11 protein-coding genes and 1 riboswitch are annotated in these 16,274 nt (G+C 72.8%); of the genes, 7 read left to right on the top strand and 4 right to left on the bottom strand.

The genetic code is table 11. From position 1 onward, the window contains the following. From DVA66_RS06515 to DVA66_RS06505, 3 genes are all read left to right on the top strand, one after another. Positions 1 to 831 (top strand): LacI family DNA-binding transcriptional regulator (locus DVA66_RS06515; protein WP_114559338.1); only part of this gene is annotated, 831 nt, incomplete at its 5' end. Positions 832 to 903: 72 nt separating this feature from the next. Then, the gene (locus DVA66_RS06510; RefSeq protein ID WP_114559337.1) at positions 904 to 3,231 is read left to right on the top strand and encodes a glycoside hydrolase family 9 protein; all 2,328 of its coding nucleotides are present in this window, start codon (positions 904 to 906) and stop codon (positions 3,229 to 3,231) included. A gap of 16 nt (positions 3,232 to 3,247) precedes the next feature. After that, positions 3,248 to 6,178 carry a bifunctional [glutamine synthetase] adenylyltransferase/[glutamine synthetase]-adenylyl-L-tyrosine phosphorylase gene (locus DVA66_RS06505; protein WP_114559336.1) on the top strand — a complete coding sequence of 977 codons (2,931 nt, stop codon included), beginning with the start codon at positions 3,248 to 3,250 and terminating at the stop codon, positions 6,176 to 6,178. Between the two features lie 3 nt (positions 6,179 to 6,181). Here DVA66_RS06505 and DVA66_RS06500 read toward each other — a convergent pair whose 3' ends face one another. From DVA66_RS06500 to DVA66_RS06490, 3 genes are all read right to left on the bottom strand, one after another. Further along, on the bottom strand, positions 6,182 to 6,643 hold the full coding sequence (locus DVA66_RS06500) for a CAP domain-containing protein (RefSeq protein WP_114559335.1): 462 nt from the start codon (positions 6,641 to 6,643) through the stop codon (positions 6,182 to 6,184). A 145-nt stretch (positions 6,644 to 6,788) separates the two neighbouring features. After that, positions 6,789 to 7,631, bottom strand: a complete 843-nt coding sequence (locus tag DVA66_RS06495) for a polysaccharide lyase family protein (protein ID WP_114559334.1) — start codon at positions 7,629 to 7,631, stop codon at positions 6,789 to 6,791. Between the two features lie 24 nt (positions 7,632 to 7,655). After that, entirely contained in the window at positions 7,656 to 9,203 is a 1,548-nt protein-coding gene (locus DVA66_RS06490; RefSeq protein ID WP_114559333.1) for an alkaline phosphatase D family protein, read from the bottom strand. A gap of 149 nt (positions 9,204 to 9,352) precedes the next feature. Further along, positions 9,353 to 9,419: riboswitch (guanidine-III (ykkC-III) riboswitch) on the top strand. Between the two features lie 12 nt (positions 9,420 to 9,431). On the opposite strand from DVA66_RS06490, the gene DVA66_RS06485 reads away from it, so the two are divergent. Next, on the top strand, positions 9,432 to 9,746 hold the full coding sequence (locus DVA66_RS06485) for a DMT family transporter (RefSeq protein WP_114559339.1): 315 nt from the start codon (positions 9,432 to 9,434) through the stop codon (positions 9,744 to 9,746). Between the two features lie 45 nt (positions 9,747 to 9,791). Here the strand turns inward: DVA66_RS06485 and DVA66_RS06480 are convergent, their stop codons facing one another. Further along, entirely contained in the window at positions 9,792 to 12,113 is a 2,322-nt protein-coding gene (locus DVA66_RS06480; protein WP_114559332.1) for an Ig-like domain-containing protein, read from the bottom strand. Positions 12,114 to 12,549: 436 nt separating this feature from the next. Between DVA66_RS06480 and DVA66_RS06475 the strand changes: the two genes are divergently transcribed. From DVA66_RS06475 to DVA66_RS06465, 3 genes are all read left to right on the top strand, one after another. Then, positions 12,550 to 13,545 (top strand): LacI family DNA-binding transcriptional regulator, encoded by a 996-nt coding sequence (locus DVA66_RS06475; RefSeq protein ID WP_232821811.1) that lies wholly within the window; start codon positions 12,550 to 12,552, stop codon positions 13,543 to 13,545. Positions 13,546 to 13,693: 148 nt separating this feature from the next. Continuing rightward, on the top strand, positions 13,694 to 15,022 hold the full coding sequence (locus DVA66_RS06470) for an ABC transporter substrate-binding protein (protein WP_157973870.1): 1,329 nt from the start codon (positions 13,694 to 13,696) through the stop codon (positions 15,020 to 15,022). Between the two features lie 94 nt (positions 15,023 to 15,116). Beyond that, entirely contained in the window at positions 15,117 to 16,103 is a 987-nt protein-coding gene (locus DVA66_RS06465) for a carbohydrate ABC transporter permease (protein WP_114559329.1), read from the top strand. Positions 16,104 to 16,274: the final 171 nt, after the last annotated feature.

The raw sequence follows: 16,274 nt of genomic DNA, 5'->3' as shown, positions 1-16,274 counted from the left end.
CGGGCGGACTCGGTCGCGCTGGTCGTCCCCGAGACCGAGGACGTCGTCTTCACCGACTCCTTCTTCCCCGAGGTGCTGCGAGCGGTCAGCACCGAGCTGGCGATCGCGGGGCTGCAGCTGGTGCTCTCCATCCCGCACGGCGACGCCCAGCGCGAGCAGCTGTGCCGCTTCGCCGCCGACCGCCACGTCGACGGGCTGCTGCTCATCTCCGCGCACGCCCGCGACCCGCTGCCCGCCGCGCTGCTGGCCGCCGGCGTCCCGCTGGTGACGGCCGGGCGGTCGCCGCTGACCGGCATGAGCTGGGTCGACGTGGACAACGCCGGCGGGGCGCGCACGGCGGTGGAGCACCTGCTCGGGCGCGGGTGCCGGCGGGTCGTCACCATCGCCGGGCCGCAGGACATGAGCGCCGGTGCCGACCGGCTGGCCGGCTGGCGGGAGGCGCTGCTCGCCGCCGGGCACGAGCCGGTCACCGCGATGGCGGCCGCCGGCGACTTCACCAAGGCCCACGGCGAGCAGGCGATGCACAGGCTGCTGGCGCGCTGGCCCGACCTCGACGGCGTGTTCTGCGCCTCCGACCTCCTCGCCGCCGGGGCGCTGGAGACGCTGCGGGCCGCCGGGCGGCGGGTGCCCGACGACGTGGCGGTGGTCGGCTTCGACGACCGGCCGCTGGCCCAGCACCTGACTCCGCCGCTGACCACCGTCCGCCAACCGGTCGGCGAGATCGGGCGCCAGATGACGAGGACCCTGCTCGGCCTGCTCGACGCCCCCGGTCCGGCGGAGGCGACCTCGGTGGTGCTGCCCACCCACCTGGTCCGGCGGGGATCGGGCTAGCGGCCCTTGACAGCGACCGACCCCGCGGGGTGGGATCGATCCCACCACGGATCACCCCCTCGGAGGTCGACGATGACTCACCGTGCCCGACGCAGCTGGCCTGCGCTCCTGTGCTCGACCGCGGTCGTGCTGGCCACCGGGCTGGCGGCCCCGCCGCCCGCAGCCGCCGAGGAGCCGGTGGAGCAGATCCGCAACGGCGGCTTCGACGACGGCCTGGCCGGCTGGAACGCCTACCCCAACCCGGCGGTGGTCGACGGGCGCGGCTGCGTCGAGGTGCCGGCCGGCAGCGGTCCCTACAGCGCGGCGCTGCAGCAGCCGGTGCCGCTGCTCGCCGGCGAGACCTACCGGCTCGAGGCGTCCATGCTCAGCGTGCCGGCCACCCAGGGCAACGTCCGCGTGGTCGTGCAGGCCGGGCCGGACCTCAACTACCGGGAGTTCCTGCCGACCAAGAAGGTGCCGCTGACCCCGGAGCCGCAGACCCACGCCTGGACCTTCACCCCCGACACCGACTACGCCGAGGCCCAGGTCACCTTCCAGCAGGACATCACCAACGCCGAGGCCTACCGCCTCTGCGTGGACGACGTCTCGCTCACCGGCGGGGCGGAGCCGGAGCCCTACGAGCCCGACACCGGTCCCGCCGTCCGGGTCAACCAGGTCGGCTACCTGCCCGAGGGGCCGAAGCGGGCGACGGTCGTCTCCGCGGAGGACCGGCCGCAGCCCTGGGAGCTGCGCCAGGACGGGGTGGTGGTGCGCCGCGGCTCGACCGCGCCGGCCGGTCTCGACCCCAGCGCCGGCGTCGAGGTGCACACGGTCGACTTCAGCGCCGTCCGCCGTACCGGCGACGGCTTCACCCTGCGGGTGGGAGAGGAGGAGAGCCACCCCTTCTCCATCCGGGCCGATCTGTGGGACCCGCTCCGCGTCGACGCCAAGACGTTCTTCTACACCAACCGCAGCGGGATCGAGATCTCCGACGCCATCGCCCCGGGCTACGGCCGGGCGGCCGGGCACGTCGGGGTGGCACCCAACCAGGGCGACACCGCGGTGCCCTGCCAGGACCCGGGGGACCCGTCCCAGCTGCTCTACGACGAGCCCTGGACGTGCGAGGGCACCCGTGACGTGACCGGCGGGTGGTACGACGCCGGCGACCACGGCAAGTACATGGTCCCCGCCGGGATCTCGGTGGGCACCATGCTGATGGAGCACGAGCGCACGCTGACCGCCGACGTCGTCGACGAGGACGCCCTCGGAGACGGGACGCTGCGGGTGCCCGAGACCGGCAACGGCGTGCCCGACATCCTCGACGAGGCCCGCTGGAAGCTCGAGTGGATGCTGAAGATGCAGGTTCCCCAGGGTCAGCAGTACGCCGGGATGACCAACCACAAGGTGGCCGACGTCGACTGGACCGGGCTGCCGCTCGACCCGGCCGCCGACCCCCAGCGCCGGGTGCTCTACCGCCCCTCGACCACCGGCACCCTCAACCTCGCCGCGGTCGCCGCCCAGGGGTCGCGGCTGTGGGCGCCCTACGACGAGGCCTTCGCCGAGGAGCTGCTCGAGGCGGCCCGGACGGCCTACGCCGCCGCCCAGGCCCACCCCGACCTGCTGGTCCCGCCGCCGGACGCCGCCGTCGACCCCAACCCCGGCAGCGGACCCTACGACGACGCCGACCCCTCCGACGAGTTCTACTGGGCGGCCGCCCAGCTGTACCTGACCACCGGGGAGCGGGGCTACGAGACCGACCTGACCGCCTCGCCGCACCACCGCCGCGACTCGTTCACCGCCGACGGCGCCAGCTGGGGGGAGGTGGCCAGCCTCGGCAAGCTCTCGCTGGCCACGGTGCCCAACGAGCTGCGCTCGCGGCGCACGCTGCAGGCGTCCGTGCTGCGCGGGGCCGACCGCTACCTGGCCATCCAGGACGGCGAGCCGTTCGGCCACCCCTACGCCCCGACGGGCGGCAACTACGCGTGGGGCTCCAACGGGCAGGTGCTCAACATCCTGATGGTGCTGGGCTACGCCTACGACCTGCGCGGGGACCAGAGGTACGCCGATGGGTTCCTCGAGGGCATGGACTACCTGTTCGGGCGCAACGCGCTCAACCAGTCCTACGTGACCGGCTACGGCGAGGTGGCCTCGAAGAACATGCACAGCCGGATGTATGCGAACCAGCTCGACCCGTCCTCGCCGAACCCGCCGCCCGGCACGGTGGCGGGCGGGGCGAACGCGACGACGTCCACCTCGGGCGACCCGGTGACCTCGGCGCTGTTCCCCGAGGGCTGCGCGCCGCAGACCTGCTACGTCGACGACATCGGCTCCTACTCGACCAACGAGCTGACCATCAACTGGCAGGCGCCGATGGGCTGGGTCGCCTCCTTCGCGGCCGACCTCGGGGACGGCAGGCCCTGACCCTACGATCGGGCACATGACCCGGCTCGACACCGGCGTGACCGCGCTGCTCCGCCGTGGCCTGCACGACCTCGACGCCGCCCGCCGCGTGCTGGACGACTGGCCGGCCGCCGGGGACGTCGTGCTGGACGGGCTGGCCACCCTGCCCGACCCCGACCTCGCGCTGGCCGGGGTGGACCGGCTCTGCCGCGAGGTGGACGGGCTGCTGGAGCGGCTCGCCGCCGAGCCGGTGCTGCGCCGCCAGCTGCTGGCCGTGCTCGGGGCCAGCCAGGCGCTCGGCATGCACCTGCAGCACCACCCCCACCTGGTCGAGGACCTGGCGCACCCGGTCGGGCTGCCCGGCCCGGACGACCTCGGCGTGCTGGCCGAGGCGGTCGCCGACCAGCCGACCCCGGCCGCCGCCGCCGACGCGCTGCGGCTGGCCTACCGTCGGGTGCTGCTGCGGATCGCCGCCGTCGACCTCACCGCGCCCCGGCCGATCGACCTGGTGCCCGACGTGTCGGAGGTGCTGGCGCGGCTGGCCGAGACCACCCTGCAGGTCGCCCTCGACGTCGCCGCCCGCGAGGTCGAGGGGACCGAGACCGTGCGGCTGGCGGTGGTCGGGCTGGGCAAGTGCGGGGCGGCCGAGCTCAACTACGTCAGCGATGTCGACGTGCTGTTCGTGGCCGAACCGGCCCTCGACGCCGACGGCGAGCCGCTGGTCGGGGTGGACGCGGCGGTGGCCACCGGCACCCGCTGGGCGGCGGCGATGACCCGGATCTGCTCGGCCCACAGCGCCGCCGGCACCATCTGGGAGGTGGACGCGGCGCTGCGTCCAGAGGGCAAGGCCGGTCCGCTGGTGCGCACCCTGGCCAGCATGCGCGGCTACTACGAGCGCTGGGCCAAGCCGTGGGAGTTCCAGGCCATGCTCAAGGCCCGTCCGGTCGCCGGCGACACCGAGCTGGGCCAGCAGTTCTGCGACCTCGTCGCGCCGCTGGTGTGGCGGGTGGGGGAGACGCCGGGATTCGTGGCGGCCACCCAGGCGATGCGGCGGCGGGTGATCGACCTGATCCCGGCCCGGGAGGCCGGCCGGGAGATCAAGCTCGGCGAGGGCGGGCTGCGCGACGTCGAGTTCTCCGTGCAGCTGCTGCAGCTGGTGCACGGCCGCACCGACGAGACGCTGCGGGTGCGCTCCACCCTCGAGGGCCTGGGCCGGCTGGTGGAGGGCGGCTACATCGGGCGGGCCGACGGCGACCAGCTCGGCGAGGCCTACCGGTTCGAGCGGCTGCTGGAGCACCGGGTGCAGCTGTTCCGGCTGCGCCGCAGCCACCTGCTGCCCACCGACGAGGCCGAGCTGCGTCGGCTGGCCCGCTCGGTCGGGCTGCGCGACGCCGAGGCCGTCAGCGAGGCCTGGCTGACCACCTCGCGGCAGGTGCAGGTGCTGCACCGCCGGCTGTTCTACTCACCGCTGCTGGCCGCGGTGGCCTCGATCCCGTCCGAGCAGCTGCGGCTCAGCGCCGAGGGCGCGCGGGACCGGCTGAGCGCGCTGGGCTTCCTGGACGCCGACGGCGCGCTGCGCGACATCGAGCGGCTCAGCCGCGGGATGTCCCGCTCGGCCGACATCCAGCGCCAGCTGCTGCCGGCGATGCTGGGCTGGTTCGCCGAGGCCCCCAACCCCGACGCCGGGCTGCGCGCCTTCGGACAGGTCTCCACCGCGCTCGGCTCCACCTCCTGGTACCTGCGGGCGCTGCGGGACGAGGGCGCGATGGCCCAGCGGCTGGCCCGGATCCTCGCCTCCTCGCGCTACGCGACCGCGCTGCTGCGCCGCTCCCCGGAGGCGGTGCAGATGCTGGCGAAGGTCGAGGACCTGGCGCCGCGCAACCACGGCCAGCTGTGCGAGGCCACCCGCAGCTCGGCCCGCCGGCACGACGACCCGGCCAAGGCGGTGGCCGCGGTCCGCTCGGTGCGCCGCCGCGAGCTGTTCCGGATCGCCGCCGCCGACGTCCTCGGGCTGGTCGACGTCGAGCAGGTGGGACGGGCCGTCACCGACATCAGCACCGCGACGGTGGAGGCCGCCCTGGACGTCGCCCGCCGCGACGCCGGGGCCGAGGACGTCCCGCTGGCGCTGGTGGCGCTGGGCCGCTGGGGTGGGCAGGAGATGTCGTACGCCTCCGACGCGGACGCGATGTTCGTGGTGGGTGACCAGCTGGGGGAGGCGCAGCTGGCGGCGGCCCGGACGGCGGTCACCCGGCTGCGGGAGCACCTGGCCCGGCCGGGTCCGGACCCGGCGCTGGTGGTCGACGCCGACCTGCGTCCGGAGGGCAAGGGCGGGCCGATGGTGCGCAGCGTGTCGTCCTACCGCCAGTACTACCAGCGCTGGTCCTCACCCTGGGAGGCGCAGGCGATGATCCGGGCGACCGTCGGCGCCGGGGACGCCGCCCTGGCCCAGCAGGTGCTCGCGGCGGTGGCCCCGCTGCGCTGGCCCGAGGGCGGGATCGACGCCACCCAGCGGCGGGAGATCCGGCGGCTCAAGGCGCGGATGGAGGCGGAGCGGCTGCCCCGCGGCGCCCGGCCGGAGCGGCACACCAAGCTCGGCCCCGGCGGGCTGAGCGACGTGGAGTGGACGGTGCAGCTGCTGCAGCTGGAGCACGCGCACCGGCTGCCGGCGCTGCGGACCACCGAGACGCTGGGAGCGCTGCGGGCCGCGCGGGACGCCGACCTGCTGGGCGAGGCCGACGCCCGCACGCTGGAGGAGGCGTGGCTGCTGGCCAGCCGGGTCCGCAACACCGTGATGCTGGTGCGCGGACGGGCCTCCGACACCTTCCCCACCGACCCGGTCGAGCTCACCGCCGTGGCCGAGCTGCTCGGCTACGGCCACGGCGGCGGCTCGCACCTGCTGGAGCACTACCGGCGACTCACCCGGCGGTGCCGGGCGGTCGTCGACCGGGTGTTCTGGGGCGAGGGCTGAGGGTCAGCGGCCGCGGCCGAAGACCTGGGCGACGTACCAGCGTCCGTCGGTGCCCTTGACCGCGCCCACGCCGATCCGGGTGTAGCGGGAGTTGAGGATGTTGGCCCGGTGGCCGCTCGAGCCCATCCACGCCTTCACCACCGACGAGCCGCTGGTGTAACCGACCGCGACGTTCTCCCCGACCGCCGACAGCTTGCACTCGGTGAGGATGGGCTTCAGCGACTGGTGGTACATCCGCTTGGACTTGGCCATCGCCGCCGCCTGGCGCTCGGCGTAGCGGTCGACGCAGGAGTTCGACGCCACCTTGCCGAGGCTGCGCTTGGTGCGCTCGGCGTTGGTGTACTTGATGGTGTCGGCCTCGTAGGTGGTGCTGGTGACGGCCTGCGCCGGCGGGGCGAGCAGCGTCAGGGACGCGGCTCCGGCGACGAGCGCGCTGGCCAGCCGGGCGAGGGTCTTGGTCTTCATGTGGATCCTCTCGGTGTGGGAGTCTGCGTCCCCCGATGTGATCCCCCGATGTCGACCCCAGCGTCCGAGGGACGCCGCGGCGGCGAGCGGATCGTACCCGGACGGCGGCCGCTCTACCAGCCCGCGTCGCTCCGTCGGCGCCGGGTCAGGGACGGGCGAAGAGCCCGACCGCGTCCCAGGCCACCCAGCCGCCCTCGGCCAGCACCAGCTCGACGGTGTTGGCGCCCGTGCGCAGCCGGTCCGCCGGCACCTCGGGCTCGAAGTAGCAGCGCCGCAGCGTCGACCCGGGCACGGTGGCGTCGCCCTCCCGCGATCCGCGGGTGGCGCCGGCAGGCAGCTCGATGCTGGTCAGTGCGCTGCCGTTGAGCAGCACCTGCAGGACGCCGCCGAGCCGGGTGGTGTCGACCAGCCAGATCGCCAGGTCGGAGTCGGTGGGCGCACCGCTCAGCTCGAAGGTCCAGCGGGCGCGGTAGACCTTGCGGCCGGCCCAGGAGTCCCCAGGACCGGGCAGCAGGTAGGGCCAGGCGGTGCCGGGGGTGTCGCGCCCCTGCACGTACTCCACGACCGCGTCGGGGTGCTCGACCGGGATCTGGGCGTAGCCGGCTGGGGCGAAGCGGTGCTCCAGCGTCCGGCCGTCGAACGCGCCGACCACCGCCACCGGGGTGCCGGTGCCGACCACCGACGGGGTGGAGGTCGCGCTGACCGGGCGGCTGGGACGTCCCAGCCGCCCGGCGTCGCTGCGGGCGAGGACCCGGTAGGTCCAGGTCTCACCCAGCGGGTCCAGGCCGTCGTGCTCGAAGCGGGGGTAGACGGTCTTGCCGACGAGGTTGTCCTCGGTGGGCTCGAAGTCGCGCTCGGCGCCCCGGACGGCGTGCACCCGGTAGTGGTCGATCAGCGGCTCGAAGCCGAGCGAGCGCCAGCTGAGGGTGGTGCGGGTGATCGACTGCTCGGTCTGCAGACCGGTGACGACCGCGGGGTTCTGGCTCATCACGTCCTCCTTGTCGGTGCCGGCTCAGGCCCGGTCGAGACGGGGTCGGCCGGCGGGGGTGGTGAAGCGGGCGACCACCTCACGGGGGGCCGTGTCGTCGGCCTCGACCCACGGCACCACCACGAAGGTCGACTCCATCTGCTCCGGCGTGAGGGTGACATGCAGGTAGCCCCGGCGGCCGTCGTAGAGCTTGACGTAGTCGTGCTGCACCCAGTCCGGGGTGTAGCTGTCGGTCGGGGCGCCGTCGCCGTCGGAGGCGACCGAGGTGCAGATCAGCTCCACCCCGACGTTGCCGGCCGATGGGTCGTCGACGTCGGCGCGCAGCTCGGAGGCGACGTGCTTGTGGATGTCGCCGGTGAGCACGACGGGGTTGCTGCTGCGGGCCATCGCCTCGAGCAGACGCTGCCGGGCGGCGGGGTAGCCGTCCCACTGGTCGGTGCGGTCCTCGGTGATCGGGCTGACCACGACCCCGTTGGCCAGCAGGTTCCAGGTCGCGGGGGAGCCGACCAGCCGGTCGGCCACCCAGCGCTCCTGCTCCGCGCCGAGCATGGTGCGGTCGGGGTCGTGCTGCTCCTCGGCGCTGGTGGGCACCGGGTCGCGGAACTGACGGGTGTCGAGCAGGGAGAAGCGGGCCAGCCGACCCACGTCCAGACCGGTGGTGACGTCGGCGGACGGCCCCTCGGGGAGCGCGTCGACGTCCAGCGGCAGGTGCTCGTAGAAGGCGCGGTAGCCGACCGCCACCCGGTGGGCGAACAGCTCGTCGGACATCCCGTAGGCCGAGGAGGCCCCGACGTAGTTGTTCTGCACCTCGTGGTCGTCCCAGGTGACGACCGCCGGCACCCGGGCGTGCAGCCGCTGCAGGTGCGGGTCGCTCTTGAACAGCCCGTAGCGCAGCCGGTACTGCTCCAGCGTCTCCACCTCGACCGCCGAGGCCGGGCCGACCGAGGCGCCTCGTCGCCACAGGTTGGCCGAGGTGATCCCGTACTCGTAGATGTAGTCGCCGACGAAGACGGCGAGGTCGAGGTCGGGCTCCTCGGCCAGGTGGCGGTGGGCGGTGAAGTGGCCGTGGTACCAGGCCTGGCAGGAGGTGACGCCGAAGGAGAACCGCTCGGGGGTGTCACCGGGGGCCGGCAGGGTGCGGAACCGCCCGACCGGGCTGCGGCCGCGGCCGACGCGGAAGCGGTAGAAGTACTCCGTCCCCGGCTCCAGGCCGGTGACCCGCGGGTGCACCGAGTGCGCCAGCTCCGGCTGGGCCAGCGCGTGGCCCGAGGCGACCACGTCGCGGAACCGCTCGTCGGTGGCGACGTCCCAGCGCACCGGCACCGGACGCAGCGGCATCCCGCCGTGCCCGTCGGCGGCGGTCGGGTCGGGTGCGAGCCGGGTCCACAGCACCATGCCGTCGGGCCGCGGGGCGCCGCTGGCCACCCCGAGGGCGAACAGCTCGTCGCGGCCGACCGGCTCGGCGCCGGCGGTCTCGGGGGCGCTGATCCCCAGGGCGATGGTGGCGGCGCTGAGGCCGCCGGCCTGGAGCAGGCGGCGTCGGCTCAGCCGGGTCGGGGCGGGCTGGGTCATCGGTCTCCTCGGTCGGTGCGGACCTGCAGGACCCTGCTGAGCCCAGGTGAACACCGGTCCACGGGCAGGTGAGGAGTCGTCGACGTCGCACGGTGGGGAAGATCACCAGGCCCGGGGTTGTCCGGTGCCGGGCGGTGTGCCACCGTCGAGGTGGCTCGGCAGACCCGGGCCCCGGACGAGGGAGCTGTACCCGGCGAGCGACAAGACGGCCACGGAGGAGTGGTCGTCGTGGCGTGGATCGTGCTGGTGCTGTCGGGGGTGCTGGAGGCCGTCTGGGCCACCGCCCTCGGGAGGTCGGAGGGGTTCACCCGGCTCTGGCCGACCGTCGTCTTCTTCGCCGCCCTGGCGCTCAGCATGGGCGGGCTGGCCTTCGCGATGCGCACCCTGCCCGTGGGCACCAGCTACGCCGTCTGGGTCGGCATCGGGGCCGTGCTCACGGTGACCTACGCGATGGTCACTGGTGCGGAGTCGTTCTCGGTCGTCAAGGCGCTGCTGCTGATGGGCATCGTCGGCTGCGTGATCGGGCTGAAGGTGCTGCACTGACCACGGGCCCGGCCGGGTGGGAGCACCCGGCCGGGCCCGTCGGGCTCAGGCGTTGACCTCGACGCGGTGGTAGGTCGCGGTCACGTAGTGGTGGATGTCGTTGCTCTGCTGGTTGCCGTCGACGGCGAGCCCGACGAAGATCTTGTTCTTCATCGGGATCCGCTCGTAGCCGATCCGGGTCCACTGCAGCGAGTCGGGGCTCAGGTGGGCCTCGAACTCGGTGCCCCGCTTGATGAGGCGGATCCAGTGCGGTCCGACGTCGAGCACCTCGTCCTCCTCGTAGGGGTAGTCACCGAGGCTGGGGCCCGGGCCGTGGGACTGGATCCGGGTGACATGGCCCTTCAGCCCGTCGCGGGAGACCTTGAGCCCACCGGCGAAGTACCGCGAGTCGGGCTTCAGCGTCTCCCGGAACATGAACCCGGCGAAGACGCCGTCCCAGGGCCGGCTGACGCTGTCGATCCGGCCCATGATCTCGACCACGTCGTCGGGCCCGGCGGTGATCGGCTGGTGCAGGAAGTGGAAGGCGTCCTGCCGGCCGCGGATCTTGCCCGACCCGGTGATGGTGATGTCGCCGGTGGTGCGGTCGCGGAAGGCCGAACCCTTCAGCGGGACCTCGCCGATGTGGCGTGACACCCACGGCCGGACCCCCGAGGTGCGGTTGACGTGCAGCGGCGCCGCGGTCGAGTGGGTCTTGGCGCCCTGGCTGTCGACGGCCTTCGCGCTGAGGTACACGGTGCCCACCGGGGCCGTCCAGCTCACCTGGTAGGGCGCCGACGTCACGGTGCCGATCAGCTCGGCGTTCGCGTAGAACTCCACCGCGGTGACGCTGGCGCCGCCCACGGTGGAGGCGTCCGCGCTCACCGTGACGGTCTGGCTCGTCGTGTTGTCCGACAGCACCGTGTCCGGTGCCGGTGCGGTGATGGCGACGGTGGGGTAGCCCTCGACGTCGGTCTCGATCGAGTTGAGGTAGCGCTCGAGGTTGGAGTAGCCGTCGGGGCCGACGGCGGTGCCGTCGGCCGGGTCCTCGGGGTCGAGGCCGTGCTCGCTCTCCCAGGCGTCGGGGATGCCGTCGTGGTCGGTGTCGACCGGGGCCTCGCCGTCGTCGAGCACCGGGTAGCCGCCGACCTCGTCCTGGGAGTTGATCAGCCGTCCGATCCCGGCCCGGAGCTCGGCCAGCAGCCGGGCGTCCACCGAGTCGTAGTGCGGCACGCTGGCGCCCACCCCTGCCAGCACCGTCTGGTAGGCCTCCTCGGCGGTCTGGGTGCTGGGCAGCGGCTGGGAGATCCGGGCCGGCTCGTCGAGCAGGTTGATGCCGCCGCCGGGGACGTTGACGACGCCGCCCACCTGCGGGGTGAGCGACGGGTCGGCGCCCTGACCGACCACCTGGTACGCGATGCCCAGCGTGTTGTCCTCGCTGACGTCGGGATGGCCCTCCACCACGTTGTCGGCGACGTACCAGCTGCCGCCCCGGTAGGGCTCGATGATGTGGCGGGCCACCCCGTCCAGGGTCTCCGGGCCGGGCTTGTAGTAGTTGCCGACCACGTTGATGCCCTCGCACCACTCCGCGCCGTAGAGGGAGGTGAAGCCGTGGTTGAAGATCACGTTGTTGCGGTGGTCGACCCGCATCTCCATGTCCTCGGTGAAGCTGAAGCGGGGGTTGCGTCCGCCCTGGTGGATCAGCAGGTTGTTGTAGTAGGAGATGTTCTGCCCGCCCCAGAGCCCGCCGTAGCCGTGCAGGCCCTTGAGGTGCTGCGACATCGCGAGGCCCTCGTGGATGATGCAGTTGCTGACCGTGACGTCGTAGTTGCCGTACAGCGAGAGGCACTCGTCGATGCCCCAGCCGACCGAGCAGTGGTCGACCACGATGTTGCGATGACCCCGGCCGTTGAAGGTGTCGATCCCGCCCGGCTGGTGCCCGTCGCCGGCCCGCATCCGCAGGTAGCGGACGATGACGTTGTCGGCCTGGATCTTGAACTCGTTGCCGATGATGGCGATGCCGTCACCGGGCGCGGTCTGGCCGGCGATGGTGATGTTGTTCCCGGTGACGGCGAGACCCTCACTGAGCTCGATGGTCCCGCCGACGCGGAAGACGACGATCCGGTTGCCCTGCGAGACGGCGTCACGCAGCGAGCCCTTGCCGGAGTCGGCCAGGGTGGTCACCTCGTAGACCGTGCCGCCACGACCGCCGGTCGTGAACTTCCCGGCGCCCTCGCAGCCGGGGAAGGCGGGGACCGTGTTGCCCTTGACGGCGGCCTGCTGGGCCGGCATCGGGACGGCCTTGCCGCCGCTGGCGGGGGGTCCGTCGGGCTGAGCGACGGCCTGCTGCTGGCGCAGGCCCTGCCAGGCGGCGACGGCGGTGCCCGCCATCGCCGCTCCGAGTACGAAGGTACGGCGGCCGAAACCGCCTCGGTCGAGTTGTTCCGGCATCGTCGTCTCTCCTCTGCGCAGCGCTGCGCGGTTGCCGTCCGTGGGGTGAATGCCGATGGCATGCCACAAACTAGGCGGCGCTCAGGATGTCGTCAACGGTTCGTTCAGATTCGGTCAGGCTGGGCGACGATGTGGCATGCCAGCCCAGGGCGAACGGCTCAACCGACGAGTCGACCAGCGGTGTGCCGGCACCCGGGCGTGCGGCCGCTGCAGGTACCGGTCGCTCGCCGACGACCCCGTGGCGCAGCCGGTATCGCTGGTCAGCCGGGGGGCCCGCCGCTGTACATTGCGCGCAGGACATCACATCGCGGAGGGTGGCTCGCTGGGTCGGCAGGCGGGCCGACAGGAGGTCGACGTGGGACGAGCTTCAGGGCGGGTGCCACGTCACCCGACGCTGGAGTCGGTGGCCGCCCGCGCCGGTGTCTCACGGGCGACGGCCGGCAGGGTGCTCTCGGGGATGAGCGTCAAGGACGCCAACCGGGAGGCCGTGCAGCAGGCAGCCGCGGAGCTCGGGTACGTCACCAACTACGCCGCCCGGGCCCTGATGACCGGGCGCAGCGGCTCGGTGGCCTTCGTGATGTCGGCGGACGAGATGTTCTCCGACCCGTTCTTCGCCACGATCCTGCGAGGTGTCCACCAGGGCGTCGCGGCCCGTCAACGCCAGCTGATGTTCATCATCGCGAGCGTGGCCGACGAACGACGGCGCCTGGAGCAGTACGTCGCCGGCGGCCACCTCGACGGGGTGATGATCGGCGCGTTGCACGGACCCGATCCGCTCCCGGACGAGATCCGCAGGTTGGGCGTCCCGGTCGTCCAGTGCGGGCGGCCGCACCAGCCCGATCCCGAGCAACCCTTCGTCGACGCCGACAACGAAGGCGGCGCGGCGCAAGCCGCTCGCTACCTCCTCGAGCGGCGCACGTCGGTCGTCATGGTGGCCGGGCCGTCCGACATGACCCCGGCACAGGACCGGCTCAGCGGGTTCGCGCGTGAGCTGGAGCGTGCCGGCGTGCCGTTGGCGGGCCGGGTGGCGCACGAGTCGTTCACCATCGAGGGCGGGCGAGCGGCGATGAACATCCTGCTCGACCGCGTCCCCGACCTCGACGGCGTCTTCGCCGCCAGTGACGCGATGGCCCTCGGGGCGATCCAGGCGCTCACCGAACGCGGACGGCGCGTGCCCGACGACGTCGGCGTGGTCGGCTTCGACGACGTCCCGCTGGCCGCCGCGGCCCGGCCTCCGCTGACCACGGTGCGTCAGCCGGTGATCGAGATGGGACGCACCCTGGCCGAGCAGCTCCTCGACCTGGTGGACGGCACCGGCGAGGCCCGGCGGGTGCTGCTGCCCACCGAGCTGGTCGTCCGCGACTCCGCCTGAGGCGAAGGTCACCGAACGGCAACGATCCCCGTCCCGGCTTGACACGGGGTGTCCTCGTGGGATGAGGTCCGTGCTGCGAGCGCTCTCAGAGAGCGCTCGCAGTTGGTCAACGTCGACCCCCCGCCACCGGGGGCCCAAGGAGGTTCGGATGTTCATCACCGGTCGCGGGAAGGCTGCGGGCGCCGCAGCGGGGCTCGTCGCAGCCTCGCTCCTGCTCAGCGCGTGCGGCGGAGGCGGCGGGTCGGCCGAGGCGGGGTCGCCCCCCAGCGCGCTCGGCACCCCCGACGCGAGCCAGCCCGTCACGATCACCGTCGACTCGTTCGGCGGCATCTTCGCCAACTTCGAGAAGGCGGGGCTGCTCGACGACTACAAGGAGCTGCACCCCAACGTCACCATCGAGTACACCGAGGTCCAGCAGGAGGACGACTACTGGACCGCGTTGACCACCAAGCTGAACTCCGGCTCGGGTCTGGCCGACATCCAGGCCATCGAGATCAGCCGGGCGGCCCTGGTCACCCAGCAGCAGCAGGACCAGTGGCTCGACATCCGCAGCACCGCGGTCGCCGACGCCAACCAGTACCCGCCGGCCAAGCAGGGCGCGATCACCACCGAGGACGGGGCCGTCCTCGGCTTCGGCACCGACGCGGGCCCGATGGCCATCTGCTACCGCAACGACAAGCTCGAGGAGGCCGGCCTCCCGTCGGACGCCGAGGAGCTGTCGCAGGTCATCACCGACTGGGACGCCTACGAGGAGGTCGGCCGGCAGTACGTCGAGGCGACCGGTGAGCCGTGGATGGACGCCGCCAGCGGCTACTACCGGCTGCTGACCTCGGTCCAGCCCGAGCGCAACTACGACGCCGAGGGCGAGCCCACCTACGAGACCAACGCCACCGTCAAGCCGTCGTTCGACCGCGCGGCCCGCGTCGGTGCGGAGGGCCTGACCGCGAAGCTCGAGCAGTTCTCCCAGCCCTGGAACACCGCGATGAACACCGGCGACTTCGCCACCATCGCCTGCCCCGCCTGGATGCTCGGCTACATCAAGCAGCAGGCCGGCGAGGACAACGCCGGCAACTGGTCGGTGATGCCGCTGCCGCAGGGTCTGGGCGGGAACTGGGGCGGGTCCTACCTGTCCATCCCGGTCGACAGCCCCAACGCCGCCGCCGCCGCCCAGCTGGCGCAGTTCCTCACCAGCGCCGAGTCCGAGACCAAGGAGTTCGAGGCCGGTCTGGCGTTCCCGTCCAACAGCGGTTCGCTGGAGCAGATCGCCGACGTCACCGACGAGTACTTCAACGACGCCCCGATCGGCCAGATCTTCAGCGACTCGTTCCGCGCGGCCCCTGACCAGCCGCTCGGTGTCGACGACGGCGCCATCGACCAGGCGATCGGCCAGGCGCTGACCTCGGTCGAGAGCAACGGCGTCGCCCCGGAGGAGGCCTGGCAGTCCGCCCTGAGCACCCTCGAGGACCAGATCGGCTGATGCGGACCCGGACCGGTGCCCCCGACCCCACCGCGGTCGGGGGCACCGGCCCGCACCGGACAGCCCATCCGACACACAGAACCGGAGGTTCCAGATGGCGGTCGACACCCTGACCCGAGGCCCCGCCAGGCCCGCGGCACCGCGCTCCCGTCCGGCCCGTCGCAGGCCGCTCGGGGAGCGGTCCGCGCCCTACGTCTACATCGCCCCGTTCTTCATCCTCTTCGGCGCCTTCGGGCTGTTCCCGCTGCTGTACACGGTGTGGCTCAGCTTCTACGAGTACCGCCTGGCCGGTGGAGAGCCTGAGTTCATCGGCCTGGAGAACTACGCCTGGCTGTTCGGGAGCGAGTCGTTCTACAACGCGCTGTGGAAGACCTTCACCATCGGGATCCTCTCCACCGTCCCGCAGCTGATCATGGCCCTCGGCCTGGCGCACCTGCTGAACTACAACATGCGGGTCCGCAGCTTTTTCCGGATCTCGATGATCATGCCGTACGCCACCTCCCTGGTGGCCGCGACGCTGGTCTTCGCCTCGATCTTCGCCAACACCCCCGGGGGCCTGGCCAACGTCGTGCTGGGCCTGCTCGGCATGGAGCCGGTCGCCTGGACCGCCGGCAACTGGACGGCCCAGATCGCCATCGCGATCATCGTCACCTGGCACTGGACCGGCTACAACGCGCTGATCTACCTCGCCGGCATGCAGTCGATCGGCAAGGAGCTGTACGAGGCGGCCGCCATCGACGGCGCGAGCCGCTTCTCGCAGTTCGTCCACGTCACCCTGCCGGGGCTGCGCCCGACCATCCTGTTCACCATCGTGCTGTCGACGATCGGCGCCACGCAGCTCTTCACCGAGCCCTTCCTGTTCGGCAACGGAGCCGGCGGCGGCGCGCTGAACCAGTACCAGGTGGTGGCCATGTACATGTACGAGATGGCCTTCGACATCGGCCGCCTCGGCCGGGCCTCGGCGATCGCCGTGGTGGTGCTGGCGCTGGTCATCCTGCTGGTGCTCATCAACACCGGGCTGGCCTCGCTGCGCACCCGCGAGCGTCCCCTGCCCAAGACCACGACCGGAGGCACCCGATGACCACGATCGACGCCCCGCGCGAGGCGGCCGTCAGCGCCGCGCCGGTCCCCGCCCGACGCGGCCGGGGCGGGGCCGGGGAGAAGGCCGGGATCGGCACCTACATCGTGCTGAGCCTGACCGCGGCCCTGTTCCTGTTCCCCTTCTACTACTCGCTGGTGGCCGGCTCGCACC

The sequence above is a fragment of the Desertihabitans aurantiacus genome (genome assembly GCF_003344635.1).
Classification (GTDB): Bacteria; Actinomycetota; Actinomycetes; order Propionibacteriales; family Propionibacteriaceae; genus Desertihabitans; species Desertihabitans aurantiacus.
The sequence above is the reverse complement of the archived record's forward strand: the minus strand, read 5'-3'. Positions and strand labels throughout refer to the sequence as shown.

Excerpts from the sequence above, each read along its gene's own strand:
- DVA66_RS06510 (WP_114559337.1), top strand. The coding sequence starts at position 904 with ATGACTCACCGTGCCCGACGCAGCTGGCCTGCGCTCCTGTGCTCGACC.
- DVA66_RS06505 (WP_114559336.1), top strand. The coding sequence starts at position 3,248 with ATGACCCGGCTCGACACCGGCGTGACCGCGCTGCTCCGCCGTGGCCTG.
- DVA66_RS06500 (WP_114559335.1), bottom strand. The coding sequence starts at position 6,643 with ATGAAGACCAAGACCCTCGCCCGGCTGGCCAGCGCGCTCGTCGCCGGA.
- DVA66_RS06495 (WP_114559334.1), bottom strand. The coding sequence starts at position 7,631 with ATGAGCCAGAACCCCGCGGTCGTCACCGGTCTGCAGACCGAGCAGTCG.
- DVA66_RS06490 (WP_114559333.1), bottom strand. The coding sequence starts at position 9,203 with ATGACCCAGCCCGCCCCGACCCGGCTGAGCCGACGCCGCCTGCTCCAG.
- DVA66_RS06480 (WP_114559332.1), bottom strand. The coding sequence starts at position 12,113 with ATGGCGGGCACCGCCGTCGCCGCCTGGCAGGGCCTGCGCCAGCAGCAG.
- DVA66_RS06470 (WP_157973870.1), top strand. The coding sequence starts at position 13,694 with ATGTTCATCACCGGTCGCGGGAAGGCTGCGGGCGCCGCAGCGGGGCTC.
- DVA66_RS06465 (WP_114559329.1), top strand. The coding sequence starts at position 15,117 with ATGGCGGTCGACACCCTGACCCGAGGCCCCGCCAGGCCCGCGGCACCG.